The 23820-nt window shown below is 42.5% G+C and carries 20 protein-coding genes; 14 read left to right on the forward strand and 6 right to left on the reverse strand.

Annotation, left to right across the window (positions count from 1 at the left end):
• Positions 1-130: 130 nt before the first annotated feature.
• The 4 genes from PQ469_RS19505 to PQ469_RS19520 form a co-directional block, all read right to left on the reverse strand.
• Positions 131-1108 carry a c-type cytochrome gene (locus tag PQ469_RS19505; protein ID WP_274209183.1) on the reverse strand — a complete coding sequence of 326 codons (978 nt, stop codon included), beginning with the start codon at positions 1106-1108 and terminating at the stop codon, positions 131-133.
• A 38-nt stretch (positions 1109-1146) separates the two neighbouring features.
• Complete coding sequence (locus PQ469_RS19510) at positions 1147-1869, reverse strand: head GIN domain-containing protein (protein ID WP_274209184.1); 723 nt, start codon at positions 1867-1869, stop codon at positions 1147-1149.
• A 133-nt stretch (positions 1870-2002) separates the two neighbouring features.
• Positions 2003-2608 carry a GIN domain-containing protein gene (locus PQ469_RS19515; RefSeq protein WP_274209185.1) on the reverse strand — a complete coding sequence of 202 codons (606 nt, stop codon included), beginning with the start codon at positions 2606-2608 and terminating at the stop codon, positions 2003-2005.
• 374 nt (positions 2609-2982) lie between these two features.
• A complete protein-coding gene (locus PQ469_RS19520; RefSeq protein ID WP_274209186.1) occupies positions 2983-3585 on the reverse strand; it encodes a GIN domain-containing protein in 603 nt (200 codons plus the stop codon).
• A 394-nt stretch (positions 3586-3979) separates the two neighbouring features.
• On the opposite strand from PQ469_RS19520, the gene PQ469_RS19525 reads away from it, so the two are divergent.
• Positions 3980-4921, forward strand: a complete 942-nt coding sequence (locus PQ469_RS19525) for a hydroxypyruvate isomerase family protein (RefSeq protein ID WP_274209187.1) — start codon at positions 3980-3982, stop codon at positions 4919-4921.
• Between the two features lie 47 nt (positions 4922-4968).
• Entirely contained in the window at positions 4969-6126 is a 1158-nt protein-coding gene (locus tag PQ469_RS19530; RefSeq protein WP_274209188.1) for a M28 family metallopeptidase, read from the forward strand.
• A 57-nt stretch (positions 6127-6183) separates the two neighbouring features.
• Here PQ469_RS19530 and PQ469_RS19535 read toward each other — a convergent pair whose 3' ends face one another.
• Positions 6184-7878, reverse strand: coding sequence for a chloride channel protein (locus PQ469_RS19535; protein WP_274209189.1), 1695 nt, complete (start codon positions 7876-7878; stop codon positions 6184-6186).
• A 264-nt stretch (positions 7879-8142) separates the two neighbouring features.
• Between PQ469_RS19535 and PQ469_RS19540 the strand changes: the two genes are divergently transcribed.
• Together PQ469_RS19540 and PQ469_RS19545 are read left to right on the forward strand one after the other, a co-directional pair.
• Positions 8143-9324: an AIR synthase related protein gene (locus PQ469_RS19540; RefSeq protein ID WP_274209190.1), complete on the forward strand. Its 1182-nt coding sequence runs from the start codon at positions 8143-8145 to the stop codon at positions 9322-9324.
• A gap of 138 nt (positions 9325-9462) precedes the next feature.
• Positions 9463-10152, forward strand: a complete 690-nt coding sequence (locus PQ469_RS19545; RefSeq protein WP_274209191.1) for a sterol desaturase family protein — start codon at positions 9463-9465, stop codon at positions 10150-10152.
• A 79-nt stretch (positions 10153-10231) separates the two neighbouring features.
• On the opposite strand, the gene PQ469_RS19550 is transcribed toward PQ469_RS19545, so the two are convergent.
• Complete coding sequence (locus PQ469_RS19550) at positions 10232-13549, reverse strand: TonB-dependent receptor (RefSeq protein WP_274209192.1); 3318 nt, start codon at positions 13547-13549, stop codon at positions 10232-10234.
• 369 nt (positions 13550-13918) lie between these two features.
• On the opposite strand from PQ469_RS19550, the gene lpdA reads away from it, so the two are divergent.
• The 10 genes from lpdA (at position 13919) to PQ469_RS19600 (ending at position 23677) form a co-directional block, all read left to right on the forward strand.
• Positions 13919-15310 carry a dihydrolipoyl dehydrogenase gene (gene lpdA, locus PQ469_RS19555; protein ID WP_090648416.1) on the forward strand — a complete coding sequence of 464 codons (1392 nt, stop codon included), beginning with the start codon at positions 13919-13921 and terminating at the stop codon, positions 15308-15310.
• Positions 15311-15431: 121 nt separating this feature from the next.
• The gene (locus tag PQ469_RS19560; protein WP_274209193.1) at positions 15432-16271 is read left to right on the forward strand and encodes an MBL fold metallo-hydrolase; all 840 of its coding nucleotides are present in this window, start codon (positions 15432-15434) and stop codon (positions 16269-16271) included.
• Positions 16272-16732: 461 nt separating this feature from the next.
• Positions 16733-17593 (forward strand): sigma-70 family RNA polymerase sigma factor, encoded by an 861-nt coding sequence (locus tag PQ469_RS19565; RefSeq protein WP_090466905.1) that lies wholly within the window; start codon positions 16733-16735, stop codon positions 17591-17593.
• Positions 17594-17805: 212 nt separating this feature from the next.
• Positions 17806-18108 (forward strand): hypothetical protein, encoded by a 303-nt coding sequence (locus PQ469_RS19570; RefSeq protein WP_274209194.1) that lies wholly within the window; start codon positions 17806-17808, stop codon positions 18106-18108.
• A gap of 2 nt (positions 18109-18110) precedes the next feature.
• Positions 18111-18776, forward strand: coding sequence for an ATP-binding cassette domain-containing protein (locus PQ469_RS19575; RefSeq protein WP_274209195.1), 666 nt, complete (start codon positions 18111-18113; stop codon positions 18774-18776).
• A gap of 57 nt (positions 18777-18833) precedes the next feature.
• On the forward strand, positions 18834-19814 hold the full coding sequence (locus PQ469_RS19580) for an aspartyl protease family protein (RefSeq protein ID WP_274209197.1): 981 nt from the start codon (positions 18834-18836) through the stop codon (positions 19812-19814).
• A 1-nt stretch (position 19815) separates the two neighbouring features.
• Positions 19816-21261 (forward strand): hypothetical protein, encoded by a 1446-nt coding sequence (locus tag PQ469_RS19585; protein ID WP_274209198.1) that lies wholly within the window; start codon positions 19816-19818, stop codon positions 21259-21261.
• Positions 21262-21363: 102 nt separating this feature from the next.
• The gene (locus tag PQ469_RS19590; RefSeq protein ID WP_274209199.1) at positions 21364-21753 is read left to right on the forward strand and encodes a transposase; all 390 of its coding nucleotides are present in this window, start codon (positions 21364-21366) and stop codon (positions 21751-21753) included.
• Entirely contained in the window at positions 21723-22562 is an 840-nt protein-coding gene (locus tag PQ469_RS19595; protein WP_274213817.1) for an IS3 family transposase, read from the forward strand. The genes PQ469_RS19590 and PQ469_RS19595 overlap by 31 nt, the downstream gene beginning before the upstream one ends.
• Positions 22563-22885: 323 nt before the next feature.
• Entirely contained in the window at positions 22886-23677 is a 792-nt protein-coding gene (locus PQ469_RS19600; RefSeq protein ID WP_274209200.1) for a PhzF family phenazine biosynthesis protein, read from the forward strand.
• The last annotated feature ends 143 nt before the right edge of the window (positions 23678-23820 follow it).

The raw sequence follows: 23820 nt of genomic DNA on the forward strand, positions 1-23820 counted from the left end.
AACGATTCTTGATTTGTGCTATTTTATTTATCCAAACTACAACATCAGTATACCACCGCACAAAAACCCGTATGTGGCGGGGCGTTTCGGCCTGAATATGTTGCGCAACTTTGCTTCGCTTAAATCCCCCTTACTTGGCCACAAACTTCACAAACTGGTTTTTAACCGGTTTAATGGTTTTAACATACGCGTAAATAGCTTCCAGGTCACTTGTTTTTAAGCCGGCGTATTTGTACCAGGGCATAATAGATTGGTATTCGTGTGGTTTAACACCCATGGGGCCTTTGGTACTATCGGCATAAGCCTTAAATCGGTTTACAAATTGCTCTTTTGTCCAGCTGCCCAGGCCTGTTTCCTTATCGGCTGTAATATTTGACGATTTTACGGCGCCATAACCCGGTATTACAAATTCGCGCCCGCCGGCATATTCCAAACCCGGTATTATTTTACCTTTATCTACCTGGCTGTGGCATTCCATACAAGCTGCCGAGGTAACCAGGTATTCGCCATATTTAAGGGTATCCCTTTCATTTGGGCGCGTGCCTAAACTTGCCTTTTGCGGCATGGTGTGTACCAAAATATTCAAGGGGAAATCGAGTGTACTTTTGGGATAATCTGCTTTTATTGGTTTAAGTGAGCGGATATAGGCTATGATACTGTAAAGATCCTCCCGATCCATTTTTGAATAATAAGGCCAGGGCATCAGCGGGAATATAGCCGAGCCGTCTTTTTTTACACCCGTGGTGATAGCCCGAAACAGTTCGCCATCTGTCCATCCGCCCAAATTATATGGTGTAATGTTGGGTACTTCTACATTACCCGGGAAACCAACAGCGGCGGTAAATTTTTCGCCGCCTTTGCCTTGGGTGCCCTCCAGCATGGGTCCGGCAAATTTTGTCCAGTCGCGGGTAGAGTGGCAATCCATACACAGGGCTACATGATTTGCCAGGTATTTGCCACGCTCAATGCGTTGTGGCGTGGCTTCTACTTTAATGTCTTCGGGTTTGCCCACATTGGGCAGCGCAAGCGTAATGTATGATACGCCTGCAATAACAATTAAAACTACAGCTATTACTATGTAAGCTGTATACTTTAAAAACTTTTTCATGATAAGATAATGGTAGGTATTTCAATTTAATGTTGACATTAGTCGACTTTTTTTATGCTTGATGCACCAGATTTATCGTTATTTACGGTTGCGGGCGAACCTTTATACTCAATTTCGGAAGCGCCGCTGGAGTGCACCTTCAACGTTTTTAATACATTGATTTTGCAGTTGCTTACACCCGAAGTATTAATTTCATAATCGCCAACCACAAATTCAAAGCCGTTAATCTTGGTGGCGCCGCTCGATTCTACGTTATGCGATGCCGCCTGCCCTTTCAGGTTTAATTCGCTCATACCGCTGCTTTCTGTTTTTACGTTGGCTGCATTCAGATCAAGGTTTACCTTGGTAGCGCCGGATAAATCGAATTTAAAATCACCGGCATTTATTTTTCCGTCTGATGATACTTCAACCGCGCCCGATGCGCCTATTTCTTTCAGGTTATGAACACCAACGGTAATCTCGATATGATCGTCGCAAAAAGATTTTTTTGATTTGATACGTAACTCGCCGTTTTCAACAGAAGTTGATACGTATTTAAGTAGGTTATCATCGCCGGTGATGCTGATTTTTAGCGAACTGTCTTGTTTTAAAATTACTTTAAAAGCACCGGCAATATCTACCTTGGTAAACTCTTCGGCCTGGCGGTTTTCGGTGGTCATGTTACCAGAACCACGCACGCAATGAAAGCGGCATGATGAAAATATACTTACAGATACAACAATGGCAATTAGAGCTGCGATATTCAGGTTAAATTTTTTCATAGTGTTTTGATTTTTTTTGACGTTGGTTTGGACAGAGATGTTACATCAAAATTAAAAAAAGCTACCATATTTTAAATGATAGCTTTTCAGAATATATGATGGACTTTTGCAAAAGTTACTGATGCTTATATAATTACAAACCGGCTAACTCATTTTCGTTTTTGGCAGATGTGATACCGGTTAATTTATCGGTGTAAGTAGTGGCTGTAAAGTTGTTGTTATTAACGCTTGATTGCAGGTTATGGTTAAGGCTATAAACTTCTGTAGTACCTGCAAGTTCAATTTTAGCATTGTTGCTTACGTTTACATTGGTGTTATAGGTATCCAAATCTAATTTAGCAGTAGCGTTGTTGCTCAGGTTAACATCCAGATCAATGGCAGATAGTTTGCCAAATGATTTTACTTCGGCGTTATCATAAGCGCTGATGGCGCGCAGGTCATTTGCAGTAACCCAAACCACTAATTTTTCGTTGCTGTATGATGCAATGCGCAGTACACCTTTTGAGCTTTGTACCAATGCGCCTGATGCGTAATATTTGTTGTAAACCTTAACCTGATCGGCAGTGCCGGCAGATACATAAAGCTCAACATTACCGCGAACTTCGATTTTGTTGATGTTGCTTACATCGGTTAATACGGTAGCAACAGTTTGGGTATTTTTTGTAGATGCAAAAGTTGAGTTTGTTAAACCAGCTACTAAAACTAATGAAGCGGCGATGGTGAATAATGTAGTTTTCATGATATTAATATTTTGATTGTCAAGTAATTGTATTGTGTTATTTTTAAATACACCAATAAGACGCCGCCATTTTTAAAACGTTACAGCCGTTTTTGATGAATTAGATGTACACCCGGTTTTCATCGGCGAACGTGGTAAAATCATCGGTGAATGGAGGAAATATTTTTAGAGTATCAAGGATAGTATCAAGTCGCAAGTATCAAGTATCAAGATTTTTTGACTTTCGGATCACCTGGGGCCTGCAGCGGTCTTGATACTTGTGACTTGATACCCGATACTATCCTTAGTCCCCCTCAAAACAAAAGAAGCCATCATATATAAATGATAGCTTCATGTAGTAGTATATGATGGACTTTTGCAAAGTCTTAGGAGATTTAGATACCCGCTAAGTCGTTGTTTTGTTTGGCGGGGCTGTTGGTTACTTTATCGGTGTAGGCCTGGGCAATAAATTTGTTATTGTTTACGCTTGATTGGGTATTGTGGTTTAAAGTATAAACTTCGGCAGTGCCCGATAATTCAATTTTTGATTTATCGCTTGTGTTTACGGTGGCGGTATAAACATCCAATTTCAAATTAGCGGTAGCGTTGTTATGCAGGCTAACTTCCAATTCGATGGCAGACAGGTTGCCGAATGATTTTACTTCGGCATTGTCATAAGCGCTGATAGCCGCCAGGTCATTTGCTGTTACCCAAACCACTAATTTTTCGTTGCTGTATGATGTAATACGCAATACGCCTTTTGAGCTTTGTACCAGGGCGCTCTCGGCGTAGTACTTGTTGTAAACTTTCACTTGGTTAGTTGCGCCGGCCGATACATAAAGTTCAACGTTACCGCGAACTTCGATTTTGTTGATGTTGCTTACATCGGTTAATACGGTGGCAACAGTTTGGGTATTTCTTGTTGATGCAAAGGTTGAATTTGATAAACCAGCTACTAAAAGCAATGAAGCAGCGATGGTGAATAATGTAGTTTTCATGATATTAATATTTTGATTGTCAAGTAATTGTGTTTTGTTTATTTTGAATACACCAATAAGACGCCCCCATTTCCCATACGTTACAGCTGTTTTTGGCCAATTAGATGTAGGCCCGGTTTTAGTCGGTAAACACCGGATTAAAGCCGGTGAATTGGGGATATTTTTTGCTTTTACTAATGCCTGGTTAGCCAGGCGGCAAACAATGGATGGAAAAACCCGGGGAAGGGCATTGAGATTTTGACAAATGGATAATTCTTTTTCATAAAATTTGTAAAACATATCGTTTTTTTTAACTGCGAGTCTTCCTGGTTGCCTATACATCCACTTTTGATTTTTTATTGTTGAATTTTGCCTTCAATAAAACTATCTTGCCAACTCAAACCAATTCAGGCCTATGAAACGCAGAAACTTTGTGCAAAGCTCGATGCTTGCGGGCGCATCATTATTAAGTACCGGTGTATTAAATGCGGCTACACTTACCGGCTGTGCCGATCCGGCTGGTGTGGCAACAACCGCCGCCGATAAGCCTTTCAACCTTAATTATGGCATTCACGATGGGATGTTTAAAAACCATGCCGGCGATAATTTTGTTGAGCAGATAAAATTTGCGTATGATAAAGGCTTTCGCTCCATCGAGGATAATGGCATGAGCCACCGTACCGAAGATGAGCAGAAAAAAATTGGCGATACCCTGGCCAAACTGGGCATGGCCATGGGCGTATTTGTTCAGCCAGGTTTGGGTAATGATAGCAACATGCTGGCATCGGGCAAGGCCGACCAGGTAGAGAAATTTATTGCATCGTGCAAACAGGCGGTAGAAATAGCCAAACGCATCAACAGCAAACTGGTAACTGTTGTACCCGGCGATTTTGTGCGCAACCTGCCCATTGGAATACAAACCGGCAATGTGATAGAAGCTATTAAAAAAGGCACCGCCATTTTAGAGCCCCACGGCGTTATCATGGTGCTTGAGCCGTTAAGCGATAACCCCGATCTTTTCCTGCGTACACCCGACCAGGCTTACGCCATTTGCAAGGCCGTGGGCAGCCCGTCGTGCAAAATATTGTATGATATGTATCACGTACAGCGCAACCAGGGCAACATTATCCCTACCCTTGATTTGGTTTACGACGAAATAGGCTACTACCAAATTGGCGATAACCCCGGCCGCAAAGAACCTGGCACCGGCGAGGTAAATTATAAAAATATATTCAAACACATTTATAACAAGGGCTATCGTGGCGTTTTAGGCATGGAACATGGCACCGCCGGGCAAGGAAAAGAAGGCGAACTGGCGCTGATAAAAGCTTACAGGGAGGCCGACAGTTTTATGTAGCATTCCTATGAATTTGCTACCACATAACATTACCTGCATCACTATAAATGAAATTTAAACTTACCCTGCTGCTGCTATTTATATCGGGTACCACATTTGCACAGGACAGCGTGCTTGCCCGTAAACTGGTTGATACCCTTACTTCCCCCTATTTTTGGGGCCGCGGCTATACCCATGATGGCGTGCATAAGGCTGCGGTATTTATATCGGCACAGTTTAAAAGCTATGGAGTAAAACCAATGGCGGGCAAAAATTACCTGCAGGAGTTTAGTTACCCGGTTAATATTTTCCCCGGTAAAATGGATGTGGCCATCAACGGGGTTAAGCTTATCCCCGGCAAAGAGTTTATTGTGAGCCCCGATAGCCGTGGGGTAACAGGCACAGGCAGGCTGGAACAAACCGATAGCACTCATTTTGTTGATAAACAAAACCGTGTCATTGTATCTTTAGAGGATAAGCTTACCTGGTCGGTTGAAGGCAAGGCGTTGGATTTTACATTGATACAGGTTGATAAAAAGGCGCTGAAACAGGCACCCTCTTTGTTAACTGTAGCTATAGAAAATAAACTCATCCCCGATTTTAAAACAGCCAATGTTTGTGGAGTAGTAAAGGGAACGGTTAAGCCCGATTCGATGATAGTGATTACCGCTCATTATGATCATTTGGGGGGCATGGGCAGCGGTACCTATTTCCCCGGCGCCAACGATAATGCCAGCGGCCTAACGCAAATGCTGAGCCTGGCCAAATATTACGCGGCAAACCCACAGCCCTATACCATGGCCTTTATAGCTTTTTCGGGCGAGGAAGCTGGCTTGCTTGGCTCAAAATACTTTACCGAAAACCCTTTGATAGATTTAAAGAAGATCCGTTTTTTAATTAACCTTGATTTGAACGGTACCGGTATTGAAGGGATCACCGTGGTAAACGCCACCGTTTATCCACAAGAATTTGCCGCTATGCAACGGATAAATGATGATAACCACTATTTTGTTAAAGTAGCCAAACGTGGCAAAGCTGCCAATAGCGATCATTATTTATTTACCGAGAAAGGGGTGCCCGCATTTTTTATTTACACCTTGGGCGGCATAAAAGCTTATCATGACGTATTTGATATCAGCGCCACGCTACCTTTAAATAAATATAAAGAGCTGTTTGGGCTCATTGTTAAGTTCAACAGTTCGCTAATGCAAAACGCCAGGCCCTAATACCGCAAAAAAATGTTTTGTCTGTGCTATTTCAATTATTTTACACCCCGGTATATTTCAGATAAACAAATCACTCGCCTTATGCTGTGCAATAATAACCTCCCGGTATTTACTTAGCAGGGCCGATTTGGATATAAAGCCAATGAATAAGCCATCCTTTGCTACCGGCAGCTGCCATACATCAATGGCATCAAAAGTTTCCATCACGCTGCTGGCGGGTTGTTCGTAATCAATTATTGTTGGTGGTACCGTCATAATATCGGCGATGGTTTCGTCTGCTATCTCCTGGTTAAACAGGCGGCGGCGTATATCGTCAATCAATACTACTCCTTCCAATCTTCCGTCCTCTTTAAGTACCGGGAATATATTGGCATCCGTTACCGCAAGTATCTTATAAAAATCGTTAACGGTAGTTTGCTTGTCAACCGCCGTATATTTCCTATTGATGATACTATCAAGTGATATCGCGTTCAGCATGCTGTAATCCTGGCCCGGATGGATATCTTTTTCGTGAATGAGGTGTTGCCAGTAAATATTGTGGGGCGATGACAGGCGCGATATGATGTAGGATATAGATGATACAATCATCAGCGGGATAAACAACACATACCCCCCGGTAATTTCGGCAATCAAAAATATGGCGGTGAGTGGGGCATGCATTACGCCGCTTAACGCGCCGGCCATGCCTACTGCTATAAAATTAACGGTATTTAAATGTATCAACCCGGTAAGATTTACTCCATAAGCCACCGTTAAACCTAAAAATGCACCGGTAAACATGGTGGGCGCAAACGAGCCCCCGTTGCCGCCCGAGCCAAGGGTTATACCGCTGGCAATTATTTTCATGAAAACCAGCGCGATGATAAAAACGAGCATAAACCACTGGTTTGACAGCCAGCCCGCAAATAATGATTCGTCTTTAAGCGCATCAATATTGCCATTTAAAATAGCCTGTAGGTAATGGTAACCTTCGCCGAATAATTGCGGAAACACCAAAATAATAAGGCCCAGGAACAAACCGCCTAAAAGCGCGCGCACATACCTGTTTTGTTTTTTAAGAATACCGCCCTCCAGCTTACCCCCAACTTTATTAATATATATGGCCATCCAGCCGCTAAACAGGCCCAGCAGAATGTAAAAAGGAATAGCCATAACTACCCAACCCTCGGTAACCAGGTGGAATAACTGCCCCGAGTATAATAACTTGGACACTACAACCCCCGTTGCAGATGCAATGAGCAAAGGAATAAAAGTTGGGATGGTAATTTCGCCTATCAATATTTCTAACGAAAACAGCACCCCCGCAATGGGGCTGTTAAATACGGCCGCGATACCTGCCGATGCGCCAGCGGCCAGCAATACTGTTTTTTCATAAGGCGTAAGCTTAAAAAACTTGCCCACGTTTGAGCCTATGGCAGCGCCTGTAGCTACAATAGGCGCCTCTAACCCCGCCGAGCCGCCAAAACCTACCGTTAACGAACTGGTTACAATGTGTGAGTAAATGTTATTGAGCCTGATGTTCGACCGGTTCTTTTTGATATTGGCCAGGATACTACCTATCCCCTTTTGAATTTTATCGCGATTGCCCAGATGCTGCCAGGTTACCGCTAAAAAGATGCCAAGCGCGGGCAAAAAAACGTAGGCTATGTGATAATAAAGGTGCGATGAAATATTACGGCTTACATCCTCTATAAAATGCACCAGGAATTTTAAGACAATGGCAGCAAGGCCGCCAAAAAAGCCGACAAACACACTACAATAAATTAAAAAGTTCCGTTGGCTATTACGCCTCAGGCGCCAGCGGTTTATTTTATAAGAGATTGTTTTTAACACGGATTTCACCAATTAGGTCGAATTAACACCAATTCCACCACACACTGCAAGTTATAAAATTTGATAATCATTCGTTAAAATTCATTCTACTTATAAAATCCGGACTTCATTAATTCGTGTCTGTTCAATTCAATTCGTGCAATTGGTGTATAAAATTCGCGTAATTCGTGCGTATATTTGCCCATGATTTCTTCGCAAAGATATGATCAAAGGGGTGTATCTGCCTCTAAAGATGATGTACATAATGCCATTAAAAACATTGATAAGGGCATATTTCCAAAAGCATTCTGCAAAATAGTACCCGATATATTAACCAAGGACGACGCGTATTGCAATATTATGCATGCCGATGGCGCGGGCACCAAATCGTCATTAGCGTATACTTACTGGAAAGAGACCGGCGATATATCTGTATGGCGCGGCATTGCACAGGATGCAATTATCATGAACCTTGATGATTTACTTTGTGTGGGCGCAACGGATAACATCCTGCTATCATCAACCATTGGCCGTAATAAAAACCTGATACCCGGCGAAGTTATTGCCGCCATTATAAACGGCACCGAAGAAATTTTAAGCGAACTGCGCGATGCCGGTATAGGCATTTACTCAACCGGTGGCGAAACTGCCGATGTAGGCGACCTGGTGCGCACTATCATTGTAGATTCTACCGTTACCTGCCGTATGCCGCGTACCGATGTTATCTCAAACCACCGCATTCAGCCGGGCGATGTTATTGTTGGGCTTGCATCATATGGCCAGGCCACTTACGAAAAAGAATACAACGGTGGCATGGGCTCAAACGGGCTTACATCTGCCCGTCATGATGTATTTAACAAAACCATCGCCGATAAATATCCCGAAAGTTATGACCCGGCCATCCCCTATCAGCTCATCTTCAGCGGCAGTAAAAATCTTACCGACCTGGTTGATATCGGCAACGGCCAAACCATTACCGCAGGCAAACTGGTATTAAGTGCCACACGCACCTATGCACCTATTATAAAAGCCATACTTGATAAATACCGAAGTGAGATTAACGGCATGGTACATTGTAGTGGCGGTGCGCAAACCAAAGTGCTGCACTTTATTGATGAGCTGCATATTATCAAAGACAACCTTTTCCCTGTTCCTCCATTATTTAAACTCATTCAGCAGGAATCAAAAACCAGCTGGCAGGAAATGTACAAGGTATTTAACATGGGCCACCGGATGGAGCTTTATGTGCCTTCAGAAGTAGCTGATGATTTGATAGCCATCTCAAAAAGTTTTGGCGTTGACGCACAGGTTATTGGCCGGGTAGAAAAGGCCGACACTAAAAAGGTAACCGTAACATCGGAGTTTGGGGTGTTTGAGTACGAGTAAACCGGCTCGAGGATCGGGTTGCGGGGATCGGGTGACTTAGAACGGGCTGTTGCAAGTGTAAACACGATGATCATACACAAATAAATTACCAAAATCGCGAACCGGGTAGCCCGCACCGCGCTCCCTAAATCTCTCCTTATGCTCAGGTTCCTATCGGCACAGCCACCATTTAGCTTATTGGGCATATTTTTGGCCGAAAACCTGCTGGTTACCGCAATGGCTCTGGCCTTTGGTTACCTTGTACTCAAACTTAACGGGAAGTCGGTAAAAGCAGCTTCGCGCAGCGAGGTACTGATTTGCCTGCTCACTAATGCAATCAACACTATTATCACTTACACCGGTTTTTGGCTGTGGCACCACGGTTATATCGTGATGAATTTCGAGATTAACTGGTTTATCCTGGTTGATTTTATGATTTTGTTTATGCTGATGGATCTGGCCATGTTTACTTTCCATTACGTTATCCATCATTCGGTTATTTACAAAGCTATCCACCGTTTCCATCATCATTACGCCGATCCTATCCCAATTGATCTTTTTGTGCTGCATCCGGTAGAAACTGTTGGCTTTGGGTCATTGTGGCTTATCATAATCGCCATGTTTAATTTTAATTTTTATGCGATTTTGGTCTACCTTACAGTAAATGTTTTTTTTGGCATTATGGGGCATTTAGGAATCGAGCCTATCCCCGCGGCTATCAGGAAAGCTATCCCTTTCCGATACCTCGGCACATCATCATTTCATCATAACCATCATTTAAATATCCATTATAATTATGGCTTTTATACCACCATATGGGATAAGTTGTTTAAAACTTATAAGGGATAAGCAAATAGTTTAATACGCTATAAAAACAAAAAACCCGGCCAAAATTGGCCGGGTTTTTTGTTTTTATAGTTAGATGTTATTAGTTAAATATATAACGTAAACCTAACTGAGCCTGCCAGCGTGAAGCCTGGCTGATATCGGCTTTGTATGATGATTGCAACGGAACTAAGTTAGTTGCATCAAGATACGGGAATGAGTATGTAGCTTGTTTTTGACCGGCTGCATTGGTGATAGTACCCATGTATTTGGTAACAGCTGATGAACCGTTGCTGAAACCGGTAAATGAGTTTTGATAAACGCCCCAGTTACGGTTAAGTAAATTACCAATATTGATGATATCTAAAGATATTTCAATCGTGTTTTTTACTTTACCAGCAGTTACAAAGAAATCCTGTGCAATGTGTAAATCGGCTCTTTTAAAGGTTGGCAATATAGCACCGTTCCTTTGAGCATATTCGCCCCTGTGTTTGCTCAGGTATGGATCCTGGTTAATGAAGTTATTTAACTGGCTCCAAAGCTGATCTGCTGTACGCAAGTCTTTTGCATCATTTGGCACCAGTGTGATGTCACCTTTGTTTTTAGGGATGAACATTAAATCGTTGGTAGCGCCATCACCGTTTGGATCGCCCGAGGTAATGTAAGACACAGCACCATTGTTAGCAGCTTCAAATATTAAACCTATGGTTGTTGCAGCGTGTTTAAAGTACTCATGCTTGTATGAGAATGAAGCAATTACCCTGTTTGGCTGTACGTATGAGCTATTTGAAAGGTTATCGGCATTAGGATTACCTGCCACGTAACGGGTGCTCCAGATAGTTGATGCTGTTGAACCACCATCGTTAACATCTTTTGAACCAGTGTGAGTGTAAGCTACGTTAGCATATAATCCGTTGCTGAAGCTTTTTTGTAACTGGGCAGTAACAAAGTATGAATAACCTTTGCTGGTATTGGTCATGTAATACAAACCGGTGATAGATGGGTTTGCAGCAGTTGCAGCAGCAGCGGCAGGAGTTGTGTTTTTTGAATCGTAACGGATTTGACCTTCAGCACCGGCTAATGTTGAATAGCCATCAGATAGTACCAGGTTTTGGTGGTAAATAGCATTAACATCTTTTGTATATGAACCTTCTAATGTAGCAATGATACCACCTGGCAATCTTTGATCGATAGCTAAGTTTGATCTCCAGATTTTAGGATATTTCAATTTAGGATCGGCAATATCCAACTCATATGATGTGTTTGCTACACCAGCGCCGGCAGCCGGGCGATTAGCGTTAACATTAGGATTGAAGATCAAACGCGGATCGTTAGGAGTGGCGGCTTTGGTTACAGAGTATGAACCAAATAATACACCATTGTTTGATGCCTGGTTAGATATCCATACAAATGGTACTGTACCGGCAAACAAACCTGTTCCGCCACGTAATTGTGTAGTACCATCGCCAAATACATCGTAGTTAAAACCTAAACGTGGTGATAATTGCACCCTGTTTTTAGGCAATACCGATGGATCAACATGCATACCGCCCTGGAATGTTAAAGGAGGTACATTAGCATTTTGCTGTAATGTTGTTGGGAATACGTCATAATCAGCACGTAGACCGTAAGTCACTCTTAAGTTATCGGTAACATGCCATTTATCCTGTATGTAAGCGCTATATATAGAAGCGTTGATTTTGGCATAAGGGAACGAACCATCCGGCAATGCCGAGTTACGTGTTGAATACTGAGTAGCCGGTAAGCCATTCAGGAAATCGTAAGCCGAGTTATAAGTATATAAGCCATTGTAATTTGGCGCAAAACCGTTAGTATAACGCTGTGCCTGGCCGGTAATACCAATAGTAACCTCATGTTTACCTTTATACCAGGTTAAATCATCGGAAAACTGAAGGATGTTTGTACTTAATAGGTTATTTGCGGTAAATAACTCATAACCAAAACTGGTTGTAACAGCCGACGCGGTAGTTTCCTTACCGGTAGATGGATCATAAACACCATTGCCTATATCAACCATTGGTATAGCTGCGCCGCCTAATGATGCACGATAATCGCGCAGGGCAGAGTAGCCGGCAGTTAACCTGTTTGAGAATGAATTGCTGATACGGGTATCTAACTCGATAATACCGATGTTAAAGTTGTTGTTGATACGGTAACCTGATCCGTAAAAAGGCAATGTAGTAACACCGGCAGCGCGGGTTGTATTGCTGATACCAACAATACCTGAGTTACTTGCAGGCTGATCTTTGTACGATTTCAAATAAAAATATTTAGCACTTAAAGTGTTATTTTTATTGATGTTCCAATCCAATTTAACGGTTATTTTATCGCTGTGGGTGGTATAGCTGTAGCCCTGGTAAGCACCCGGATCATAGCTATATTTTGATTTCAGGTAATCAGAGATAGAGTTTAACGTTGCAGCATCAGCCTGTGATACAGTTGCACCACTTACGCCGGGGGCAGCAGCTACGTATGCGGTAGCCGGTGCGCTGATTCTTTCCTGCTCACCTGATAAAAAGAAGAACAATTTATTTTTTATGATTGGGCCACCAATGCTTAAACCATCCTGGTGATAGTTAAAAGGCGTTTTAACAATGTCGGTTACACCTGCATGGTAACCGGTAAGACCGGTGCTGCGGATGTAATCATAAACAGTACCTTTAAACTCGTTTGTACCCGATTTTACTACAGTGTTAACACCTGCACCTGTAAAGTTACCCTGGCGAACGTCATAAGGAGCAATATCAACCTGGATTTGGTCAATCGCATCTAATGAAATAGGCTGTGAACTTGTTTGGCCACCCAAAGTACCTGATAAACCGAATGAGTTGTTAAACAACGCACCATCAACAGTGATGTTGTTGTAACCGCTGCTACGGCCGCCAAAACTTAAACCGTTTGCAGATGGTGTAAGTTTGGTAAAATCAGATAATGAACGGTTAATGGTAGGCAAGCTTTCAATTTGCTGGCGGCTAATAGTTTCGCGGGCGCCGGTACGTGAAGAGTTAATTACTTTACTTCCCGAAGCTGTTACCTTTACTTCGCCTAAAGTAGCTGTATTATCCTCAAGCGCTGCAGAAAGCTTTTGATCCTGGCCGATAGACAAGGTAATGTTATCCTGCTGAAAAGTTTTGTAACCAATAAAGCTTACTTTAAAGGTGTACGGACCGCCAACCCTTAAGTTGGGAATGTTAAACCGGCCATCCGAACGGCTAACAGTTGCATACACCGTACCGGTTGGCACGTGTGTAATGGTTACAGTTGCACCCGGGATAGCACCTTTTGCATCGGTAACGATACCGTTAATGCTTGCGGTGGTAACACCCTGGGCAGCCGCATTCCTGTTTATAAGGAATGTAAAACCGGTTAATAATAATAAAAGAAGTAAATGCTTCCTCATAAATTGCTTTTTTAATTATACTTTGAGTTAATTGTGGACAAAGATAACTAATCCCCTGATTGCCAATGTTAAGTTTATGTTAACAATCGTTGAGTATTTTTCAACATTATGTCATAAAATCATATAAAATGCATAGTAAACAGGTAGATTTAATGTAATATTTGTAATTATCTTGTTACTTAATCTTGTACTTCCATACGCCGGTAAAAATATTTTTTTTGTCGTGGCGATGAAATGTACACTTTTCTCATTTCGCCCCTTTTTACTTAGCTTTGCGCCTTTAAAATGTAGCCCCCTGCGTTCATCACACATCCGGCTATAAATCCGTTCAAAACAAAAATTTAGTTATCAAAGTATATCAATAAAAATATGGACTACGATTTAATTGTTATAGGGTCGGGCCCGGGTGGCTACGTAGCAGCTATCCGCGCTTCTCAACTCGGTTTAAAAACTGCCATTATCGAAAAAGAGTCATTAGGTGGCATTTGCCTTAACTGGGGCTGTATCCCAACCAAAGCCTTGTTAAAAAGCGCCCAGGTTTTTGAATACCTTAACCACTCGCAGGACTATGGTATCAAAATAAACGGCACAGGCGAAGTTGATTTCGGTGCTGTTATAAAACGCAGCCGCGGCGTAGCTGATGGTATGAGCAAAGGCGTTCAGTTTTTAATGAAAAAAAACAAGATCGAAGTAATTAACGGTTTTGGTAAATTAAAATCAAAGGGCGTTGTTGAAGTAAAATTAAATGATGGCAGCACTAAACAAATTACCGCCACAAGCATCATTCTTGCAACCGGTGGCCGCAGCCGCGAGTTGCCAAATATAAAACAGGATGGCGTTAAAGTTATAGGTTACCGCCAGGCCATGATATTGCCAAAACAACCAAAGTCAATGGTTGTAGTAGGTTCGGGCGCTATCGGTATCGAGTTTGCTTATTTTTATAACTCTATTGGCACCAAAGTTACCGTTGTTGAGTATTTAGATAATATTGTACCGCTTGAGGACGAAGAAATTTCAAGAAATTTACAGCGTATCCTTAAAAAACAAGGCATCAACATTCTTACCGGCGCCAACGTGGAATCGGTTGACAGCACGGGCGAACTTTGCAAGGTGAACGTGAAAACCGCTACAGGGATGGAAGTTATCGAAGCCGAAATAGTGTTATCTGCTGTAGGTATATCTACCAACATCGAAGGCATCGGACTGGAAGAAGTTGGCGTGAAAACCGAGCGCGGTAAAGTTTTGGTTGATGATTATTATAAAACAAACATTGATGGTGTATACGCCATTGGCGATATTGTAAAAGGCCAGGCCCTTGCGCACGTAGCATCTGCCGAAGGTATTATCTGTGTTGAAAAAATTGCAGGCCAAAACCCGCATCCTTTAGATTATAATAACATCCCGGGCTGTACCTATTGCTCGCCCGAAGTTGCATCCGTAGGTTATACCGAAAAGGCAGCTAAAGAAGCTGGTTACGAAATTAAAGTGGGCAAATTCCCCTTCTCGGCATCGGGCAAGGCAAGTGCTGCCGGCGCTAAAGATGGCTTTGTAAAATTAATATTTGATGCCAAATACGGCGAGTTCCTTGGCGCGCACATGCTGGGCTATAACGTTACCGAAATGATTGCCGAAGTAGTTACCGCCCGCAAGCTGGAAGCTACCGGTCATGAGATCATCAAATCGGTTCACCCGCACCCAACCATGAGCGAAGCTGTAATGGAAGCTGCCGCCGCTGCTTACGATGAAGTAATACACTTGTAAAACAAGTCCATAGACGATAGCCGATAGTCCATAGTTATTTTTTTAACTTTGAGCTATCGGCTTTTTTTTGTGGCTATTATTTTTCAACCATGGTCCATGGACCATCGACTATTGACCAACAATGAAACTACACACTATCGATACCGGCTTTTTTAAATTAGATGGCGGAGCCATGTTCGGGGTGGTACCAAAAACCATCTGGAACAAAACCAACCCTGCCGACAGCAACAACCTGTGCACCTGGGCCATGCGTTGTTTGCTGGTTGAAGATGAAGGCCGTTTAATATTGATAGACACCGGCATTGGTGATAAGCAGGACCAAAAGTTTTTAAGCCATTACTATTTACATGGTGATGCCACGCTGGATGGTTCGCTTGCTGCACTTGGTTTTCATCGCGATGATATTACCGATGTATTTTTAACCCACCTGCATTTTGACCATGTAGGCGGAGCTGTTATTCGCGATGGCGAAAAGTTATTGCCTGTTTTCAGGAACGCCAGGTACTGGAGCAACCCCAAGCATTGGGATTGGGCTACAAACCCAAACGACCGTGAAAAGGCGTCCTTTTTAAAGGAGAATATACTTCCCATACAGGAAAGCGGCCAGCTGCAATTTATAGATGCACAGGACGGCATAAGCTTTGCCCAAGGTTTTGATATTCGTTTTGTTTCCGGCCATACTGAAGCTATGATGCTGCCGCTTATTAACTACAAGGGTAAAAAAGTTCTCTACATGGCCGACCTGCTGCCATCAGTAGGTCACCTTCCGCTGCCTTATGTAATGGCTTATGACATGTTTCCGCTCACTACCCTTAAAGAGAAAAAACTATTCCTTACAGAAGCCCTGGAGCAAGATTATGTACTTTATTTTGAACACGACCCGGTAAATGAATGCTGCACCCTGCAACAAACAGAAAAAGGCATCAGGGTGAAGGATACGTTTAAGTTAAGTGAATTGTAGGTATAGTATCAAGTGTAAGTATCAAGACAGCTACGCCTGTCAGGCTTAAAATTATGCGTTTTTTCAATATTGCATTTGTCGGAAATTCAAGCTAAACAATCAAAAAATCTTGATACTTGATACCATTATGTATTGTATTTGCAGTCAATTCAAGCTAAACAATCAAAAAATCTTGATGCTTGACAACCGCTACTTGATACTAATCTTTTCCTGTTAAATTTAGATAGTGTTTTACGAACACCACAAAAACCATACCGCTTGCCCCTTTCCGGTATTTTTATGCAAAAATTGCGTAATCCGTCGATACTAAAATTTTAATATTCTGATAATCAATATTTTAAAAAAAATACCTATAGCTTATTTTTTTTGAAAATACACTGTACAATTGTAATTTTTTACAACAATTTTATAACTTTGGTCGTTCTGTAGTAAATAAAAAGTACAGAGAGGTTTATAAATAGATGAGACAACTCAAAATAACGCAATCCATTACCAATCGCGAGTCGCAATCGCTTGACAAGTATCTTCACGAGATTGGTAAAGTTGATCTGATAACAGCCGAAGAAGAAGTAATATTAGCCCAAAAGATCCGTGAGGGCGACCAGGCGGCATTGGAGCGTTTAACCAAAACCAACCTGCGCTTTGTTGTATCTGTTGCCAAACAATACCAAAACCAGGGCCTTACACTGGGCGATTTAATTAACGAAGGCAATCTTGGTTTAATTAAAGCTGCCAAACGTTTTGATGAAACCAAGGGTTTCAAATTCATATCCTATGCCGTTTGGTGGATCCGTCAATCCATTTTGCAGGCTATTGCCGAGCAATCTCGTATTGTACGTTTGCCGTTAAACCAGGTAGGCTCATTAAGTAAAATAAGTAAAGCATTCTCCAAACTGGAGCAGGAGTACGAGCGTGAACCATCGCCCGAAGAACTTGCCGACATTTTGGAAACCACTGTAGATAAAATATCTGACACCCTAAGCAATTCTGGCCGCCATGTATCTATGGATGCCCCGTTTGTACAGGGCGAAGAGAATACCTTATTGGATGTACTTGAAAACCAGGAACCCAACACGGATTCGATCCTAATTAATGAGTCGTTGTCCGAAGAAATTAAACGTTCGCTATCAACTTTAACCGAGCGCGAGCGTGAAATCATTGTGCTATTTTTTGGTTTGGGCACCAATCATCCGCTTTCATTAGAGGAAATTGGCGAGAAATTTAACCTTACCCGCGAACGCGTTCGCCAGATAAAAGATAAAGCCCTGCAACGTTTGCGCCATACTTCAAGGAGTAAAATTTTGAAATCGTACTTGGGTTGATTGCACAGAGTCAAGAGATAAGAATCAAAAATTAAGATAATATAAGGCCAGGATTGAGCAAACTACTCAAATCCTGGCTTTTTTTTGGCGAGGCGAGTCACATACATCCCTATCCCATCGCACCCCATAATTACAAGCCTGCAACATTTTAGTCTCCACAAAATTTAATGTTCAATTTGCCGTTACATAGCTAACTTGTCATAGTTAGCTCAATGGTAAAATCAATAAAAATAGGATGGTACTTTTATAAACCGATAATGGTATGGTGCATACTGGCTTCGCTGGCTTGTATATACTACCTCATGTCGCACCAATTGAATATACCATTTGTTGTGCTATGTAAACTGGTTAGTTACGCCGCCATTCTTGGCGTACGGTATCTGAATTTTAATGCCGTGCAAACCTATTTCTATTTTCGCAATGCCGGCTATAATATCAACCTGCTTTACTTATCCGTATTTGCCTGTGATTTTACAGCTTTCATTATCCTTTTATCCCTTTCAACCATCCGCTAAATTTGGAGCCACTCATCTTAAAAACCGATAGCGTACAACTGGAGTTCGGCGGACGCAAAATATTACAGGATGTTTACCTCGAGTGCAAACAAGGCGAAGTATTGGGCATCCTGGGCCGAAACGGGTGCGGCAAATCATCTTTATTAAGGATCATATTCGGCACCCTCACTCCTGCCTACAAACACGTAAGCATTAGCGGCGAGTACATTAAAAAGGGCTACAAAAATATGCGCGTGGCCTACCTGCCCCAACACAATTACCTGCCCAAAGGAATTAAAATAAAAAAGCTGGCGGCAGTCATTATCGACGCGCGCTTTTGGGTCGATTTTTCGGCCCACCCCATCTATGAAAAATACGCCGAAAAAACCATAGCCGACTTATCGGGCGGAGAACTGCGGCAACTGGAAACATTAATGGTTATTTACAGCAAGGCCGACTTTATTTTGCTTGATGAGCCTTTCACCCACATATCGCCCATACAGGCCGAGGCTTTTAAGGAAATTATCAGGAAATGCGCTAAAATAAAAGGCATCATAGTAACCGATCACCAATATTACAATATCCTGGATGTAAGCGATAGGACCATCCTGATTACCGATGGCTACACAAGGCCAATCTGCAATAAGGATGAATTGGTTACTTATGGTTATGTGAGCCGTATTAATTAAACACCACCCCATGTAACATATAAGCAACCGGCGCTGTCTATTACCTAAACAACCACGATGCCCCGGCCTTACGTATATTTGATAGTTTTGTTATTTGTTGCTTGCTGGCAAAAAGGCGGGTGCAGCACAAATACCGCTATTAATGGCATCAGCTTCAAAAACGCCAAACGCGGACCAGACCCTGACCCATCGGGCGATTTTAATACACTTATAGTACCCATAAAACGGGCTGGCAACCTCATCCTGGTAGAGGCCCAGATTGACTCTGTTGCAGGCAATTTCGTGTTGGATACCGGCGCGCCTTACCTTGTTTTAAACGCTACCTATTTCAGGTACATGCCCGTTATAGCCGACCAGGAATCGGCGGGTTTAAATGGCAACGCGCCCGGCGCTTTTACTACCGAAGTGCGCAATTTCAGCATACTCGACTTGCATTACCCCCGCCTTACAGCCGATGTAACCGACCTTTCGGCTATTGAAAATGGCAGGAACGTTAAAATACTCGGTCTATTGGGCACTCGGCTGTTTAAAAAGTTTGCCATTACTGTTGATTTGTTCAGGAATACCTTGTACATCCACAAACTGAATGACGACGGTGAAATACCTGTAAATGAAAAAGTATTTCACGAACCGTGGATGTTTACCTCGTTTAATTACACCAACGATGTAATATTTATAAAAGGTGTTGCCAATAACACACCATTGTGGTTTGCATTTGATACCGGCGCCGAAACAAACCTGATGGATTATGACAGGGTGCGCAAGATGCTGCCCGGCATGCAGGTGCTTAACCGCACAAAAACTACCGGCATTGGCGGCTCATCATTCGAGGTAATTTATGCCAGGTTTGATACCCTAACAGTTGGCAGCCGGCGGTTTATAAAAAACCGTGTACTGTTAACCAACCTTGATAAAATGGGCAAAGCCTACGGGCACACTGTTGATGGGATACTCGGCTTTGATTTTTTTATCCGGGGTATCTTTAGCATCAACTTTGTGAAAAAAGAATTTGAAATGTACATTTACACCAACCAGTAGTATGAAAAAGTGCAGATCGGTTTTAATTATTTTTTTGTTGTTTACCTGCTTCTCTATTGCGGCAAGGGCGCAAACGCGCAATTCCCTTGTGTTAGGTAAAGATCATTTGATTATGCTGCTCGATTTGCGTTCGTCAAAAACACAACTGGATAGTATTTTAAAAATTGCCGGTATAAAAAAGCCAAATGGCGCTGCCATTTTAAAGGGCGATTTCTCGTCATTGGCCAAAGACGGCTGGAACATTGGCAGGCGCGATAGAAACATGGTTAGGTTTGACAGGTCGCTTACCGATTTAAACCTGAACCCACAAAACCTACCATACCAGATAACCACCAACCTCGACGGCAATATTGATGCCCCGGCAGGTATACCGGGATATCCTGCCGATGAATTATACGGAGTAAACAAGTTTATGCAGGTTACGGTATATGAATTACCATCGGGTTTAACACGCTTTTACCTGCCCGGCTATTTAAGCGCCAAACGCGTTTTATTATCTGGCAACTTTAACAATTGGAGTACGCTAAAAGGCGTAATGACAAAAACCGATAGCGGCTGGGTAAGCGATATAAAACTGGCGCCGGGGATATATGAATATAAATACATTATAAATGGCCGCTGGCAGCGCGATAAAAACAACCTGCAGCAACACCCGGATGGGTTTAGTGATGTAAACTCGGTTTACTACCGCGTTAACCATACCTTCAGGCTTAATGGCTTTACGGGTGCCCATAAAGTTACGGTAGCCGGTAGTTTTAATAACTGGAATACCGATAATATCCCGCTGCAAAAAAAGAACGGTGGCTGGGAAACCAAACTTTACCTGCGAGATGGCACCCATAATTATCGTTTTTGGGTAGATGGCCAATGGTACGCCGACCCGGCAAACCCGGTGAAAGTGAAAGATAACGAAGGGCACATTAATTCGGTGTTAAACCAGGGCGAAGCGGTTAGCTTTAAACTTGATGGATATAAAGACGCTAAAGCCGTTTACATTGCCGGTAGTTTTAATAACTGGAAACCCAATGAAATAAGCCTCCGGAAAACGGCTACCGGCTGGGCCATAGCTTTAATGATTCCGGCAGGTAACTACGGCTACAAATTTATTGTTGACGGAAATTGGATAACCGACCCCCAAAACCACCTTTACGCTATTGAGGGCGGCGTAAACAATTCCTTTATTGCCGTTAAACCCAATTACACGTTCAGGCTCAAGGGCCACGCAAACGCCGGAAGCGTGCACCTGGCAGGCAATTTTAATGATTGGGACCCATCGGGCTTCACCATGGCACACAATGCCGACGAATGGGTGATAAGCCTTTACCTTAAAACCGGGAAGTACCGGTATAAGTTTTTGATAGACGGCAGCTGGATTCTTGACCCCGCCAACAAGTTATACGAGCAAAACGAATACAATACGGGAAATTCTGTTTTATGGGTGGAGTGAGGAAAAGAGTTAACAATCAAGAGTCAGGAGTCAAGACTTAAGAAAAAAGTGTCTTGTCCTGAAATAGGTTGACAGTATAGTTAACTTAAATAATCAGGAAAAATGACAAAAAGTAAGCGAAAAGTAATTCGGTACAGTATTAGCTTTAAACAAAAAGTAGTCAATGAGATTGAACAGGAGGGTCTGCAGATCTCAGAAGCAAATCGTCGTTATGGCATAGGTGGGGCAGAGACGATAAACAAATGGCTTAAAGAATTAGGGAAACAACATTTATTAAATACGGTAATTAGAGTGGAAACGAAAGATGAGAAAGACCGGCTGTTGGAGTTAGAGAAAGAGGTCAAGAAGTTAAAATTAGCTTTGGCAGATGCCTATTTGTCAAGAGATTGCGCAGAGGAAGTGATCAGGCAGGCAGGTAAACTATACGGGACAGATTTAAAAAAAAAGTTTGGCACAGCAGCATCGGATTCCTCCGGAAGCGATACGCGCTAAGTGAGCTATGTAGCTATTTCGAAGTAAGCAGGAGTGGTTATTATAAAGCCGTAGAGTCAGCGGATAAGAAACTGTTAAATGAGCAGTTGGTATTGTCGCTTATACATGATGTACGTAGGCGTCACCCGCGTATAGGAGGCAAGAAGTTGTACTCCGTTTTAAAGGGTGATCTGAAGCAAGCGGGAATAAAGCTTGGCCGGGATAAGTTCTTTGAGTTGTTGGCGCGGAACGGTTTATTGGTAAAGAGGCGTCGTAAATATATCTCAACGACAGATTCTTACCATCGTTTTAGGGTATACAGGAACTTGTTGAAAGATAAACTGCTGCATAAGGCGCACCAGGGTTGGGTTTCGGATATTACCTATATCCGAACAAAGGATGACTTTGTGTATCTGTTCCTGATCACAGATGCCTACTCACGGAAGATCGTGGGCTGGCATTTATCGGATAGTTTAAAGATAAAAGGAGCTATTAATGCTTTGAAAATGGCCATCAGGCAATGCCCGGATACCAAAGACCTGATTCATCATTCAGATCGCGGAATTCAGTATTGCAGTAAGGATTATGTAAAGCTGCTGAAGAAGGCCAAAATAAAGATCAGCATGACTGAGGCGAACCATTGTTATGAAAATGCTACAGCCGAGCGGATAAACGGCATTCTAAAGCAGGAATATGGCTTAGATGAAGCTTTTACATCTGAGGGCAATGCGGTAAAGGCAGTAAAAGAAGCGATATGGTCGTATAATACGGACCGGCCACACTGGTCACTGAATTTAGCAACCCCGCAGCAGGTGCATATTGCTGCTTAAGTTATTAACAAGCAACAGGAAATTTTAAAAGAAAAAAAGAAGCAAAAAAAGAAAAGGGTGTTAATAAGTCGAAAACTCTACGAGTTTCCGACTTATTAACACCTCAAGTAACAAACAATAAAGTGTCTACTTTTTTCAGGACATGACAAAGTATAGTTGGACCTTGCGAACTATACGAGTACAAAAAGGTTATATTCGTAGGTTTCTTAGCAGTACTTTTCCTGTCTTAATTCTTGATTCTTAACGCTTGACTATGATTCTTACGCATTGATTCTTATTCTTGAATTCTCATCAGTATATTAGCTTTACCAGAAACGTTTGTTATGACTATTCCCATATACCAGGCTGATGCCTTTACTGATAAATTATTTGGCGGCAACCCGGCAGCTATTTGCCCGCTTGCCGAATGGCTGCCCGATGCTACAATGCAAAAGATAGCAATTGAAAACAACTTGGCCGAAACCGCTTTTTTTGTAAAAACCGTCGGTGGCTACAAACTGCGTTGGTTTACCCCCGAATATGAGATTGACCTTTGCGGCCACGCCACCCTGGCAGCAGCTCATATATTATTTACCGAGCTGGGCTTCGAGGGCGACGAAATACACTTTGAGACCATAAAAGCGGGTACTTTACATATTAAACGCGATGGCGACAAGTATACTATGGATTTTCCGTCGAGGCCTCCAATCCCCATAGAACCGCCGTACGGATTGGCCGAAGCTTTAGGTGAAAAACAGCCGCTGGCCTTTTTCCGCTCAAGGGATTACTTTCTTGTTTATGAAAACGAACAAGATATCAAAGATATTACGCCCGATTTTTTCGCCCTGTCTAAAATGGATACTGTGGGCGTGATAGTTACAGCGCCCGGCGATAACAGCGATTTTGTATCGCGCTTCTTCGCCCCCGGTGCAGGTATCGCCGAGGATCCGGTTACCGGATCGGCACATTGCAACCTGATCCCATACTGGGCAAAAAAATTAGGTAAAACCACATTGCACGCCTACCAGATCTCGGCCCGCCGCGGCGAACTTTGGTGCGAACTTAAAGGCGACCGCGTGTTAATGAGCGGTAAAGCTATTACTTATTTAAGAGGCGAAATTTCCATTTACCATTAAATTTAACACACACATAAGCATATCGCTTTCATTTCTATATTTTTCAATCCGTTTTATCCTTGATTTGGAAATCAAACTCATTATTTTTCAACAATTTCAATAATTAACTTATATGTTAATTTAGTAACTGAGACGATTTTTTT

This window comes from Mucilaginibacter sp. KACC 22773 (genome assembly GCF_028736215.1).
Lineage (GTDB): Bacteria > Bacteroidota > Bacteroidia > Sphingobacteriales > Sphingobacteriaceae > Mucilaginibacter.

Excerpts from the sequence above, each read along its gene's own strand:
- PQ469_RS19570 (WP_274209194.1), top strand. The coding sequence starts at position 17,806 with ATGGTAAAATCAATAAAAATAGGATGGTACTTTTATAAACCGATAATG.
- PQ469_RS19510 (WP_274209184.1), bottom strand. The coding sequence starts at position 1,869 with ATGAAAAAATTTAACCTGAATATCGCAGCTCTAATTGCCATTGTTGTA.
- PQ469_RS19515 (WP_274209185.1), bottom strand. The coding sequence starts at position 2,608 with ATGAAAACTACATTATTCACCATCGCCGCTTCATTAGTTTTAGTAGCT.
- PQ469_RS19580 (WP_274209197.1), top strand. The coding sequence starts at position 18,834 with ATGCCCCGGCCTTACGTATATTTGATAGTTTTGTTATTTGTTGCTTGC.
- PQ469_RS19585 (WP_274209198.1), top strand. The coding sequence starts at position 19,816 with ATGAAAAAGTGCAGATCGGTTTTAATTATTTTTTTGTTGTTTACCTGC.
- PQ469_RS19525 (WP_274209187.1), top strand. The coding sequence starts at position 3,980 with ATGAAACGCAGAAACTTTGTGCAAAGCTCGATGCTTGCGGGCGCATCA.
- PQ469_RS19530 (WP_274209188.1), top strand. The coding sequence starts at position 4,969 with ATGAAATTTAAACTTACCCTGCTGCTGCTATTTATATCGGGTACCACA.
- PQ469_RS19550 (WP_274209192.1), bottom strand. The coding sequence starts at position 13,549 with ATGAGGAAGCATTTACTTCTTTTATTATTATTAACCGGTTTTACATTC.
- PQ469_RS19560 (WP_274209193.1), top strand. The coding sequence starts at position 15,432 with ATGAAACTACACACTATCGATACCGGCTTTTTTAAATTAGATGGCGGA.
- PQ469_RS19590 (WP_274209199.1), top strand. The coding sequence starts at position 21,364 with ATGACAAAAAGTAAGCGAAAAGTAATTCGGTACAGTATTAGCTTTAAA.
- PQ469_RS19600 (WP_274209200.1), top strand. The coding sequence starts at position 22,886 with ATGACTATTCCCATATACCAGGCTGATGCCTTTACTGATAAATTATTT.
- PQ469_RS19520 (WP_274209186.1), bottom strand. The coding sequence starts at position 3,585 with ATGAAAACTACATTATTCACCATCGCTGCTTCATTGCTTTTAGTAGCT.
- PQ469_RS19565 (WP_090466905.1), top strand. The coding sequence starts at position 16,733 with ATGAGACAACTCAAAATAACGCAATCCATTACCAATCGCGAGTCGCAA.
- PQ469_RS19540 (WP_274209190.1), top strand. The coding sequence starts at position 8,143 with ATGATTTCTTCGCAAAGATATGATCAAAGGGGTGTATCTGCCTCTAAA.
- PQ469_RS19545 (WP_274209191.1), top strand. The coding sequence starts at position 9,463 with ATGCTCAGGTTCCTATCGGCACAGCCACCATTTAGCTTATTGGGCATA.
- lpdA (WP_090648416.1), top strand. The coding sequence starts at position 13,919 with ATGGACTACGATTTAATTGTTATAGGGTCGGGCCCGGGTGGCTACGTA.
- PQ469_RS19505 (WP_274209183.1), bottom strand. The coding sequence starts at position 1,108 with ATGAAAAAGTTTTTAAAGTATACAGCTTACATAGTAATAGCTGTAGTT.